Source organism: Nostoc sp., from assembly GCF_036917095.1.
Lineage (GTDB): Bacteria > Cyanobacteriota > Cyanobacteriia > Cyanobacteriales > Nostocaceae > Nostoc.
In genome coordinates, this window is record NZ_JBALFH010000001.1 from 18,346 (window position 1) to 31,136 (window position 12,791).

General features: G+C 42.2%; 10 protein-coding genes. 8 read left to right on the plus strand and 2 right to left on the minus strand.

Annotation, left to right across the window (positions count from 1 at the left end; all coding sequences use genetic code 11):
• Nucleotides 1-168 precede the first annotated feature (168 nt).
• The 3 genes from V7L01_RS00085 (at nucleotide 169) to V7L01_RS00095 (ending at nucleotide 3,409) form a co-directional block, all read left to right on the plus strand.
• Nucleotides 169-915 carry a sirohydrochlorin chelatase gene (locus V7L01_RS00085; RefSeq protein WP_335030795.1) on the plus strand — a complete coding sequence of 249 codons (747 nt, stop codon included), beginning with the start codon at nucleotides 169-171 and terminating at the stop codon, nucleotides 913-915.
• On the plus strand, nucleotides 916-1,695 hold the full coding sequence (cobA, locus tag V7L01_RS00090; RefSeq protein ID WP_335030797.1) for a uroporphyrinogen-III C-methyltransferase: 780 nt from the start codon (nucleotides 916-918) through the stop codon (nucleotides 1,693-1,695).
• Between the two features lie 274 nt (nucleotides 1,696-1,969).
• Nucleotides 1,970-3,409 (plus strand): DNA cytosine methyltransferase, encoded by a 1,440-nt coding sequence (locus V7L01_RS00095; RefSeq protein ID WP_335030799.1) that lies wholly within the window; start codon nucleotides 1,970-1,972, stop codon nucleotides 3,407-3,409.
• A 3-nt stretch (nucleotides 3,410-3,412) separates the two neighbouring features.
• Here the strand turns inward: V7L01_RS00095 and V7L01_RS00100 are convergent, their stop codons facing one another.
• Both V7L01_RS00100 and V7L01_RS00110 read right to left on the minus strand, forming a co-directional pair.
• Nucleotides 3,413-4,102 carry a SinI family restriction endonuclease gene (locus tag V7L01_RS00100; protein WP_335030801.1) on the minus strand — a complete coding sequence of 230 codons (690 nt, stop codon included), beginning with the start codon at nucleotides 4,100-4,102 and terminating at the stop codon, nucleotides 3,413-3,415.
• 351 nt (nucleotides 4,103-4,453) lie between these two features.
• The gene (locus V7L01_RS00110) at nucleotides 4,454-5,071 is read right to left on the minus strand and encodes a hypothetical protein (RefSeq protein WP_335030803.1); all 618 of its coding nucleotides are present in this window, start codon (nucleotides 5,069-5,071) and stop codon (nucleotides 4,454-4,456) included.
• 238 nt (nucleotides 5,072-5,309) lie between these two features.
• Between V7L01_RS00110 and V7L01_RS00115 the strand changes: the two genes are divergently transcribed.
• The 5 genes from V7L01_RS00115 (at nucleotide 5,310) to cobA (V7L01_RS00135) (ending at nucleotide 12,726) form a co-directional block, all read left to right on the plus strand.
• Entirely contained in the window at nucleotides 5,310-6,266 is a 957-nt protein-coding gene (locus tag V7L01_RS00115) for a homogentisate phytyltransferase (protein ID WP_335030805.1), read from the plus strand.
• 3 nt (nucleotides 6,267-6,269) lie between these two features.
• Nucleotides 6,270-6,743 (plus strand): tetratricopeptide repeat protein, encoded by a 474-nt coding sequence (locus V7L01_RS00120; protein WP_335030807.1) that lies wholly within the window; start codon nucleotides 6,270-6,272, stop codon nucleotides 6,741-6,743.
• Between the two features lie 266 nt (nucleotides 6,744-7,009).
• Nucleotides 7,010-9,163: an ATP-binding protein gene (locus V7L01_RS00125; protein ID WP_335030809.1), complete on the plus strand. Its 2,154-nt coding sequence runs from the start codon at nucleotides 7,010-7,012 to the stop codon at nucleotides 9,161-9,163.
• Between the two features lie 337 nt (nucleotides 9,164-9,500).
• Nucleotides 9,501-10,730 carry a tetratricopeptide repeat protein gene (locus V7L01_RS00130; RefSeq protein WP_335030811.1) on the plus strand — a complete coding sequence of 410 codons (1,230 nt, stop codon included), beginning with the start codon at nucleotides 9,501-9,503 and terminating at the stop codon, nucleotides 10,728-10,730.
• Nucleotides 10,731-11,061: 331 nt separating this feature from the next.
• Nucleotides 11,062-12,726 carry a uroporphyrinogen-III C-methyltransferase gene (cobA, locus tag V7L01_RS00135; protein ID WP_335030863.1) on the plus strand — a complete coding sequence of 555 codons (1,665 nt, stop codon included), beginning with the start codon at nucleotides 11,062-11,064 and terminating at the stop codon, nucleotides 12,724-12,726.
• Nucleotides 12,727-12,791: the final 65 nt, after the last annotated feature.

The following is a 12,791-nucleotide window of genomic DNA, read 5'->3' on the forward strand; positions in this document are numbered from 1 at the left end:
GCAGAAGTTGATAGTCAATTTAATTTTTAGATTTCCCTATAAAAGTGATTAAGAATACTTGTGTTTAGTAATTGATAATAGTTTCAATAATCACCAGAGTACCTGTTACTACTAGCTTAATATTAAGTAAGATATGAGAATTAGTCACTGAGAGTTCAAGCTTTGCCGATGTCATCTGCGTATCTGCTAGTATCTCACGGAAGTCGCGATCGCCGCCCAGAAATTGCTATGCAGCAACTAGCAAAGCTGGTATGTAACAAATTGCCAAAAAACCACAACGGATTAAATAGCGAACATCAGGTTGGGATAGCTGCTTTGGAAATGAATCCTCAGCCTTTACACGAGCAGATTCAGCAATTTGCTAAGAGCGTTTTTGGCGATTGCAAACTATCTCAAAACGAGAATCGCCTTAAAATTGTACCCCTATTTCTGCTGCCGGGAGTGCATGTAATGACAGATATTCCCGCCGAAGTAGCACTAGCACAACAAGCTATTGGTCAAAATATCATGATTGAGTTGCAACCATACTTAGGCTCTCACCCCAATTTAGAGAAATTGCTGGCAAAGCAAATAGCTGCGATGAAAGCAGAAGCATGGATTCTCTTAGCTCATGGTAGCCGTCGCCCAGGTTCACAAGAAACTGTGGAAGCAATGGCGGCGAGTTTGCCAGGTGTGGCTGCTTATTGGTCTGTCCCTCCTAGTTTAGAATCACGAGTGAAAGAGTTGGTAGCTGCTGGTTATAAAGAAATTGCAATTTTGCCATACTTTTTATTCGCTGGTGGCATAACCGATGCGATCGCGGCCTCCATAGAGGAGCTAAAATTACAATTTTCTGCGGTGAATTTCCAATTGGCAGAACCACTGGGAGCAAGTGCAGAATTAGCCGAGCTAATTTGGGATTTAACAGATAGATAGATGAACCGCACAGAAAAACAGGAGAACAAGTATTTGGGAAAGGTTTATTTAGTAGGTGCGGGGCCAGGAGATCCAGGGCTAATTACCCTGAAGGCAAAAGGTTTATTAGAATGTGCAGATGTAGTTATCTATGATGCCTTGGTGAGTCCGGCAATTCTGGCAATGATTAATCCCCAAGCCGAGCAAATTAATGCTGGTAAGCGTGCGGGGAGACATTCGTTGTTGCAGGAAGAAACAACTCAATTGCTGATTGAGAAAGCGCAGGATCGTGCAATTGTGGTGCGGTTAAAGGGTGGCGATCCGTTTATTTTTGGTCGCGGTGGCGAAGAGATGGAAGAATTAGTCAACGCTGGAATATCAACGGAAGTTGTGCCAGGTATTACATCGGGAATTGCAGCCGCGGCCTATGCAGGTATTCCTTTGACTCATCGGCTCTATAGTTCTTCAGTGACATTTGTGACTGGACATGAAGCGGCGGGTAAGTATAGACCGAAAGTGGATTGGAATGCGATCGCTCGCGGTTCCGAAACCATTGTAATTTATATGGGAATTCACAATCTGCCTTATATTGTGGAACAATTAAGTGCCGCTGGGTTGAATTTAGAAACGCCCATTGCTTTGGTGCGCTGGGGTACGCGCCCAGAACAAGAAGAATTGATTGGGACTTTAGAAACAATTGTAGAGCAGGTAGAGCAAACTGGATTTGGTGCGCCTGCGATCGCAGTCATTGGACAAGTAGTAAATATGCACAGTATTTTGTCTAATTGTCGTCCAGTTTGATGGTTGGTTTGAAGGTTGTCCAACATTTGACCTGCACATAAAATCATTCTCGCAAACGGTCGGTTTTGCGAATACTTATCTCTATACTTAATAGCGGTTGACATAACCGCTTGATAATGCACTACGGTTCAGTTAAGCATTTCTTTCTTCTCTTTGCGTCCTTTGCGTCCTTTGCGGTTCGTTAAAAAATTGACTTTAGCAAAGAGTTTTAGCCTTAACTGAACTGTATTGCTTGATAATGATACTAGTGGTTTAAAAAAGTTTCGAGTGCGAAATGAAAAACTATCCCTATTTGTCCACAAAGGAAGCAGCTTCAAAAATAGGTATTTCTGAGCAAAGGGTTCGTACTCTATTGCGTAGTAAGGATATCAAGGGACAGCAGGTAGGGAAAGTGTGGGTTATGGAGCCGGAGGCAGTTGAAGATTACATTAACCGGATCAAGGGAAATTATCCTGTAGATAGGACGAGCAAGGAAAATCATCACCAAGCAGTTAAAGCCATTTCTTTTTTCTCAGGCGCTATGGGACTGGATCTTGGTTTTGAGAAAGCAGGTATCGAAATTTCCCTTGCGTGTGAGGTGGATAAGCACTGCCGACAGACCATAGTTGCAAACAAGCCAGATATTGCACTTTTGGGGAATATAGCGTCTTACACTGCTCAGGATATCCTGGATCATGCCAAACTAGCCAAAGAAGATGTAGATATTATGTTAGGCGGGCCACCCTGCCAAGCTTTTTCCACAGCAGGGGCAAGGCGTGGTTTCAAAGATGAGAGGGGCAATATATTCTTAAAGTACATTGAACTTATCTTAGAAATAAGCCCAAAATACGCCGTCATCGAGAATGTAAGAGGTTTTCTTTCAGCACCATTACTGCACCGCCCTCACTCAGAAAGAGGAAGCGGCTGTGTTCCCTTATCCAGAGAAGAAATGCCAGGTGGTGCTTTGAAATATATTGTGAATGAACTTCGTAAAGGTGGTTACAGTATCAGTTTTAACTTATACAACACGGCAAATTATGGTGTCCCCCAAATTAGGGAAAGAGTGGTCATGATCTGCCATCGTGGAAAGAAAAAGGTTCCTTATTTATACCCCACACATTCAGAAAGTGGTGATTTTGGTCTTGATCGGTGGATAACCCTACGTGAATCTATTGCAGATTTAAGCCAAAGCGAGGCAGAGTATATCGATTTCCCAGAAGGGAGGCTAAAGTATTACAGAATGTTAAAAGAGGGTCAATACTGGAAACATCTACCTGAAGAATTGCAGAAAGAAGCATTAGGTAAATCCTATTACTCAAGTGGAGGGAAAACTGGTTTCTTTAGACGCTTGTCATGGGATAAACCAAGCTGTACTTTAGTGACATCTCCAGCCATGCCAGCAACGGATATCTGTCACCCAGAACATCTGCGCCCGTTAAGTATTCAGGAATATAAACGTATTCAGCAATTTCCAGATAGTTGGGTCGTATGTGGTTCCCTCATCGAGCAATATCGGCAGATAGGGAATGCTGTACCTGTTGGTTTTGGAGAAGCAATAGGCAAAGCGATCCTTGCACACATGAGTGGTAAGATAAAACATCCCCCTTTGAACTTCCCATTTTCACGTTATAAAGGTAACGATGATGTTTTATGGGAAGCTAAAACTAGTGAGTCGTTAGAAGAGATAAAACCGATCCAAAGTTCGCTTTTTACAGCAACAGCATATACTGTATAAGAGTTAGGACTTTATCTCTCTTAAAGCAGCAAGGTATTTTTCAACATACGAGCTGAAGCCTTGTTCTGAAAGCTCTTCTTTTCCTTCCAATGAGGGGAATTTAGCCCAGTTGTCCCCCTTTTTTTTAGAAAAAGTTCGGAACCATTTTTTAATTGGGGTTCCGTTACGGATAGCGGCAGAAGAAGAGTTTTCAGTATTATCTCTATTTTTTACTTGTACCGATTGCCAGACATTTTTGTTATCAAAATATATAAAATCAACTGCTTTAACTATAGAACCAGAACACCATATCCATCCATGCGGTTCAATAACTGTCGCAACGTACCTTTCTAGCAAATCCCCTACAATGTTCTCAGCCCCCATTGATAGGCGGTGCAATTCTTCAGCTTTTCCCAATTCCTCATACGGAACTTCAAAATACTTGTTCAGGATGATACTTACCATTTCATCCGGTATTGTACTAGGTGGCAAGGGTGTTCTTGGGTCACGACCTGTTTTGAAATTTGTAGCACTAGCAATAATATATTCTTCTGTCCCGACGATAGGCTGATTTTTACCCTTTCGCGGTGAAGCCGCAGCAGGGTTATCCGAAAGAAATCGTATGACCATTATAAATTTATCGCTAAGTGATGGATCGACACTATCCATTGCTTTCTTTGCAATCTCTGCTGAATTTAATATAAATTCCGACATAGGTTCCTGAAATTATTAAAGGCTATCGGTCAATTTCAATACAGTTGAGGTATAGCAAACTGGATTATCCCTCTTTTATCACTTTGGGAAAAGCCAATCACTGAAAGCCTTTCAGAGGTTTAATTTCCAGGTTTGAGCTATAAATTTCATTTACTGTTAGAAAATAAAGGCTCAAAGCTTGACTCAATAAAAGTTTCAGAACCTTGCTTTAATTATTGTTTTTCGAGAGTGACAAAACAGGGTTATAGTGCGCCTGCGATCGCAGTCATTGGACAAGTAGTAAATATGCACAGCATTTTGTCTAATTGTCGTCCAGTTTGATGGTTGGCAGAAACGTGAAATCCAGTGTCTTTAAGTTTCTCGAATCCAAAAAGCCAATCCTCCACCACGACCACGAGCCGCAATGAAATCTTCAGTCACTAAAAAGAAGCCAAAGAAGGGTAGTTTAGCTATGGGCTGGTTGTAGAAATCTTCTGTTTTAACTTTACCAAAATGGGTTGGTCTGTTGTAAACAACACGACCAAACAGACTGATAAGCATGTGGTTAAAGTCAAAGGCCAATAAATTTTTCTTGTTGAAATATTGCACTGGCCCCGTGAGCTTCAACAAAACTGGGCCATATTCAACCTGATTAGCAATTTCGCCTCTGTCTGAATCCTGTTCCAAAGTGGCATTAAAGGAAACATGGATTGTTATAAACTTGGGTACATACAAACCCTTGCCTAATACAATTCCCCCGCGCTCTCTGACTTTCTTAGTGCCAGTGGCAAAGCAAAGTTGCCATTTACCTAGAAGAGACTCAAACGGATAAGTCAACCGTTGCTGCTTGGCAGATTTTTCTGCTTGTAGCAACGCATTTACTAATATTTCAGCACTAGGGCGTGTGCCTCTCTGTCCTCGATACGCAGCCGCAGCCTGGGATAGCACGGTCAGGTCAAATGTCGCTGTAGATGTCAAATCAGCCGTCATGAAGGCACTCTGGATTTAACTATTGCTTTGCTTTTTTGATGATTGTACTGTTATAGGGAGCAAAGAAAAGGTTTTTTCATGGTTGTTTGTGAGATTTTTTCGAGATTGAGTGTCTTCTATACCCAACCTGCTGCCTCCCCTACGAAAATACAGTGCGTCTACACCTTTGGCTCTTGTTAATGACCAAATTCTGTAACAATGGTTAACAATAAGCCAGAATACTGAATCTAAGCTACTCATGAGCCAGAGTTCTCAAAACAGCCCTTTACCACGCAAAGCCGTTCAATCATATTTCCATTGGTTATATGCCTTCTGGAAATTCTCTCGCCCTCACACAATTATTGGTACAAGTCTGAGTGTGTTGGGTTTGTATTTTATTGCCATTGCTGTTTCCTCGACTGGATTTTCTGGCATTCCACTGAGTCGGGTTTTGGGCGCATGGATTGCTTGTCTGTGTGGCAATGTCTACATTGTGGGGCTGAATCAATTAGAAGATGTTGATATTGACAAGATTAATAAGCCTCATTTACCGTTGGCATCAGGTGAGTTTTCCCAACAGACGGGGCAATTTATTGTTGCTTTGACTGGGATTTTGGCGCTAGTTGTGGCGTGGCTAACTGGGCCCTTCTTATTTGGCATGGTCGCAATTAGTTTGGCCATTGGTACTGCTTATTCTTTACCGCCAATTCGCTTAAAACAGTTTCCATTTTGGGCAGCGCTGTGTATTTTTTCGGTACGCGGCACGATTGTTAATTTAGGATTGTATTTGCACTATAGTTGGGTGCTGAAACAAAGCCAAGTAATTCCGCCTGTAGTGTGGGTGCTGACCTTATTTATCTTGGTGTTTACTTTTGCGATCGCTATATTTAAAGATATACCAGATATAGAAGGCGATCGCCTCTATAATATCTCTACTTTCACTATCAAACTCGGTTCGCAAGCTGTGTTTAATCTAGCTCTTTGGGTGATAACTGCCTGCTATTTGGGGATAATTTTAATTGGTGTGCTAAATGTGGCCTCAGTTAACCCCATATTTCTGGTAGTTACTCATTTAGCGCTGCTAGTTTGGATGTGGTTGCGGAGTTTGACAGTAGACTTACAAGATAAAAGTGCGATCGCTCAATTTTACCAATTTATCTGGAAACTATTTTTTATCGAATATCTGATTTTTCCTATCGCCTGCCTTTTGGCTTAGACAATGCTAGAAACCTTTCCTACTAGTTCTATTCTCGCTGCTTTTGTAGTTGTTCTTAGTCTGTCAATTCTTGGCTATTTCGCTTGGAAAACTTTGATTACCTCAGACTTGTTTCAAAAAGGAATCGAGCTTTCTCAAGCAAAAGATTACCAAGGCGCAGAAGCAGCGTTTCGTAAGGTGATTTCCCTCAACTCTACTAATGATGTGGTGCGTTTATTTTTGGGAGATGTTTTAAACCAGCAAGGCCAAGTAGAGGAAGCAACAGAATTATTCCGGGAAGTGATTCGCCGCAGTCCGAAAAATCCTGATGCTTACTTGCGTCTGGCAAATATTCTCATGCAGCAAGAGCGAGAAGAGGAAGCCAAAACTAACCTGCTACAAGCTAAAGATTTATTGCAAAAACAACGCCAACCTGAAAAAGCTAAAAAAATCACTCAACTGTTAGATAAAATGAGTGAGAAGTTAAGTCAATCTTAAGTTAAGTCAAAATTGCGGAGATTAAATTTTCCTGTTCCGTATCCTAACTTTTTTACCATTCCTCTCATAATGGGCAGAATGGCTTTTATTTTGCAATTTACCAGTGTTTGCCGTAATTATAATATCCGCATTCGCAAGTTTGACTACTCCCTTCATAGCCCTTAAAGTTTGAATCTGATGCGCTATAAGTTCCATAGCCACATTAGGGTTTAGAGAATGAAGGAATTTAATAGTAAATTCTATAGATTCAAAAAAATCAAGTGTTTATGTTAGACATGATATCAGAATTGTGGACTAATTTCTTTACATCAGGATCGTTTATTCCACATGGACACTGCTATCTATGGAAAACAAATTTAGTTTGGTTACATATATTATCTGACGCGCTCATTGCACTAGCTTATTATTCGATTCCAGCTACACTATTTTACTTTGTCCGTAAGCGGCAAGATTTGCCCTTTGATTGGATTTTTCTGTTGTTTAGTGCATTTATTGTAGCTTGCGGCACCACTCATTTAATAGAGATTTGGACGCTTTGGTATCCAACTTATTGGTTATCGGGGTTTGTCAAAGCAGTAACTGCCACAATATCTTTAATTACAGCAGTAAAACTTGTGTCTCTAGTTCCAAAAGCACTGGCATTTCCTAGCCCTGCTCAATTAGAACAAGCAAATCAAGAACTTCAAACACAAATAGCCGAACGTTTACGCGTAGAGAAAGAACTGCGAAAATACCAGAATCATCTGGAAGAAATGGTTGCTGTTCGCACCAATGAAATTACCAAAACCAACGAGCAATTACAACAAGAAATCCTTGAACGCCAACGCATCTTAGAAATTCTTCGCCAAAGTGAAGAACGCTACCGTTACTTGGCTGAGGCAATTCCTCAACTTGTATGGACAACTAATGCTAACGGTGAATGTGAGTTTTTTAATCAAAATTGGTGCGAATATACTGGGCTAACATTAGAGCAATCCTTGGGTTCTGGTTGGTTGGCTGCATTGCATCCAGATGATCTCCAAAGTGCCGATGAAGTTTGGTCTAATGCTGTCAAAGATAGCACTACATATAACAATGAATATCGCTTTAAAAGGGCTTCTGATGGCTCCTATCGTTGGCAGCTAGCGCGAGGTTTACCGCTCAAAGATGAGCAAGGTATTGTAGTGAAGTGGTTTGGAACATGTACAGATATCCACGAACAAAAACAAATACTTGAAGAACGGGCACATCTGCTGGAATTAGAACAACTAGCACGAGCTAAAGCAGAAACAGCCAATCGAATTAAAGATGAATTTCTGGCCGTTCTCTCTCACGAACTACGCACTCCACTAAACGCAATTCTCGGCTGGTCAAAGTTGTTGCAAACCCGCACTTTTAGCCAAGCAAAGACATCTGAAGCACTAGCCGTAATCGAGCGGAATGCGACCTTACAGGTTCAACTCATTGAAGACTTGCTGGATATCTCCAGAATTTTACAGGGCAAACTGACGCTGGATATTACAAAGATTAATCTAGAGTCTACAATATTGTCCGCACTACAGACAATGCGTTTAGCGGCAGAAGCAAAGTTGATTGAGGTCAGTACAGCATTTGAACCCCATGTGGGACAAGTTATGGGCGACTCTACTCGTTTGCAGCAAGTCGTCTGGAATCTCCTTTCTAACGCTGTCAAATTTACACCCAAGGGAGGAAAGGTAGAAGTGCGATTAGAGCAAGCTGATGGCTATGCTCAAATCATAGTTAGCGATACAGGTAAAGGAATTAGCGCTGAGTTTTTGCCATTCGTGTTTGATTACTTCCGGCAAGCAGATAGCACCTCTACGAGAAGTTTTGGTGGATTAGGACTGGGATTGGCAATTGTGCGTAATATCATCGAGATACATGGCGGCATCGTCAAAGCAGATAGCTACGGTGAGGGCAAAGGGGCAACATTTACTGTTAGCTTGCCGCTTCTGCCAGATGAAAGCCCAAGCCTGACGGATGAACAAAACTACGCTGCATTATTAACTCCTAACTCTTTATCCCTCGCTGGCATTCGGGTTTTAGTTGTCGATGATGATGCTGATTCGCGAGATTTTGCTGCTTTTGTATTAGAGCAAGATGGAGCTTTTGTTATCGCGGTATCTTCCGCATTGGAAGCATTACAAACCCTAGCACAGGTAAAGCTAGATGTGTTGGTCAGCGATATTAGTATGCCCGATATAGATGGCTATACGTTAATACGTCAAGTGAGAAGTTTGACAGCAGAACAAGGTGGACAAATTCCAGCAATTGCCTTGACGGCTTTTGCTAGAAATGATGACCAGCAAGAAGCACTAAAAGCTGGGTTTCAGATGCATTTATCCAAGCCTTTTAACCCAGAAAAATTAATTGTCGCCATTGCGAAACTTGTTGAAGCAAAAGTGTCAGCAATTACCTAATAAAGCTTCATATATATGTCTATTTCTAGACATATATATGAAAGTACACTTGTATCCAATACTGTTCGGTTAAGGCAAGAGACGCGATGAATCGCCGTCTTTGTGATGATTTATAGCGTCTTTACGATCTAAAATTTTCATCAAAAAACCTTAACCAAACCGTATTTCACTTGTATCAAGTTAGGTTAATCACTTATAATTCCTGCTAGAACTCCGCCAAAGGTACGCTTTTACTCCCCTAAAAGCTTGCTCTTAGGGGCTGAGGGGTCGGGTGTTTTGACGATGGCAATTAGCCCACTCGACATTACATGTAAACCAAGCAGGTAAGGTAATAAAAATGCTGAAAAACAAGAATCTACTGGTAGCAACTATTATCTGCTTGTGTTTGAGTAATGGAAATAGTGCCTTTGGTAAAGATATTGGCGTTGTTTTATCAAAAATTGATGACTCCGTACAGCCCGCAGTTCCTCAAAACAAAAACGCAGTTGCTAACTTTGAGCAAGGAACCAATCTCTACAAACAAGGAGATTTCAAAGGAGCAGAGGCGGCTTTTCGGAAAGCAATTGAACTAGAACCCAACTTTGCACAAGCTTATATTGCGTTGGCAAATACTCTCGACGATCGAGGCAAACCACAAGAAGCGATCGCTCTTTACAAAAAAGCCATTAACCTTAATCCTAAAGACTCTGGAGCATATTTTAATTTGGGTTTGACTTTAGCAAGACTGAATCAGTTAGAAGCTGCGATCGCACAATATAGAGAAGCTCTTAGCCTTGAACCCAACTATGCAGATGCTCGCTATAACTTAGGAAATGCTCTGTACGCTCAAGGCAAGCTACCAGAAGCAATCACCGAATATACAGCAGCCATTCGCCTCAAACCAGATTATGCCCCAACTTACACGCGTCTGGGAAATGTTCTGTACGATCGCGGTGAGCTAGAAGAAGCAGTTATCCAATACAAAAAATCCATTAGCCTCGATCCCAAGTATGCAGACGCTCATTATTACTTAGGAAACGCCTTATACGCTCAAGAAAAGCCAGCCGAAGCAATCGCCGAATATACAACAGCCATTCGCCTCGCTCCAAAAAATCCAGCAGGTTATAACGCCTTGGGAAATACTCTGTACGCTCAAGGCAAACTAGAAGAAGCGATCGCCCAGTATAAACAAGCCATTAGCTTCGCTCCCAACTATGCAGACGCTCACTATAATTTAGCAAGCGCTTTTTACGCTCAAGGCAAGCTAACAGAAGCAATTGCCGACTATACCGAAACGATTCGCCTCGATCCCAAACATGCACAAGCTTACACGGGTTTGGGAAATGCGATGGACGATCGAGGTAAACCTCAAGAAGCGATCGCACATTACAAAAAAGCCATTAGCCTTGTACCCAACGATGCATTCACTTACTATAATCTGGGAATCACTTTAGGAAGAGAACAACAGCTAGAAGAAGCGATCGTTAATCTCAAAAAAGCCAGAGAGTTATTCCAAGCTGAGGAAAATAAGGAGATGGTTGAGCAAGTCGATCGGCTAATTCAACAAATTAATACCCGAACGAATTGAATAAAGAGCAGGGGGAGCAGGGGAGGCAGGGGAGGCAGGGGAGGCAGGGGAGGCAGGGGAGGTGAATATTAAAGACTCGTTCGAGAATAACAAAAACTCGTTCGGGAGTAACAAAAACTCGTTCGGGAGTAACAAAGACTCGTTCGGGAGTAACAAAGACTCGTTCGGGAATAACAAAAACTCGTTCGGGAGTAACAAAGACTCATTAACGGAGTTCTAAGCTTCATTAATGAGTATCAAAGACTCATAAAACTATGTTGACACCAAGTTGTATTCTAAAACATATCTCCTCTGCCTCTTCCCCATGCCCAATGACAATTGATAAATGACCATGATTCAAGAAAGGGGTAAAGTCTATCTTGTAGGTGCTGGGCCTGGAGATGTGGCATACCTGACCGTAAAAGCTTACAATCTCTTAGCTGCTGCTCAGATTTTAGTCTACGATGCCTTGGTAGATGCTCAATTATTGCAGTGCGTACCACCTGATTGCTTGAAGTTGGATGTTGGGAAACGCGGTGGTAAACCCAGTACAACCCAAGCTGAGATTAACAAATTACTAATAAAGCATTGCCACCAAGGAAAACAAGTTGTACGGCTCAAATCAGGCGATCCGTTGATTTTTGGGCGTTGTACTTCCGAAATTGAAGCGTTGAAAGCATCTAGTTGTGATTTTGAACTAGTACCAGGAATTTCTTCAGCCCTTGCAGCACCTTTGTTAGCAGGAATTCCCCTCACAGATCCGGTTTTGAGCCGTTGTTTTGCAGTATTTACAGCTCATGAACCAGAGGTTTTAGACTGGGAGGCGCTCTCACGCTTAGAGACATTGGTAATTTTGATGGGAGGGCAACATCTGCCAGAGATTGTACATCAACTGGTGCGACACGGGCGATCGCACTTAACACCCATTGCCATCATCCGTTGGGCAGGAACTCCTCATCAACAAATTTGGACAGGGCAACTGGACAATATTGTGGAACAAACCACCAAATTATCCCTTTCCCCAGCAGTAATTGTGATTGGCGAAGTTGTTGGGCTACGCAAGTACTTAGAACCTGAGAATATATATTTAGACGAAATTATCAGGCAGGAGCCTGGAGAAAAGCATTCCCCAGTTCTACCTGGGAACGAGAGTACTTCCACACCCCAACATATGTTAAGTAACTTCCCTCCCTCTTCCTCATCTTCCTCATCCCCTTCATCTCCTCTTCCCCTTACTGGCAAAACAATCCTGGTGACACGTTCAGTAGGGCAGTCGAGTCAATTTAGCGATCGCCTCATCGCATCAGGTGCAACAGTCATCGAAATGCCTACCTTAGAAATCGGCCCGCCCTCCAGTTGGGAAACTTTGGATAATGCGATCGCTCATTTATCTGACTTCGACTGGTTAATTTTCACTTCTACCAATGGCATAGACTACTTTTTTGAAAGGCTAATCGCCCAAGGTAAAGATACCCGTGCTTTAGCAGGTGTCAAAATTGCCGTTGTTGGTGAGAAAACAGCCCATAGTCTCAAACAACGCTCTCTCCAAGCAGATTTTATTCCCCCCAACTTTATTGCCGATTCTTTAGTGGAAAATTTCCCAGATCGACTGGATGGTAAAAAGGTTTTATTTCCCAGAGTTGAAAGCGGCGGAAGAGAAATTTTGGTTAAGGAATTAACTGCTAAGGGAGCAAACGTGATAGAAGTTGCCGCATATCAATCTTGTTGTCCTAGCGGTATTCCAGCTGTGGCAGAGTTAGCTCTTCAAAACCGCAAGGTAGATGCGATTACCTTTGCCAGTTCTAAAACTGTACAATTTTTCTGCGAACTCACTAACACCATATTTTTCAACAACTCTGATGCTAGTCAATTTTTAGAAGGAGTCTGTATTGCCTCTATCGGCCCCCAAACCTCTAAAACTTGTCATGCTTTATTCGGACGTGTAGATGTAGAAGCCCAAGAATATACTTTAGATGGTTTAACCCAAGCACTGATAACATGGGCGACAAATTCTTAGATGAGGGGCAGGGAGCAGGGAGCAGGGAGCAGGGGGCAGGGAGCAGGGAGCAGGGGGCAGGGGGC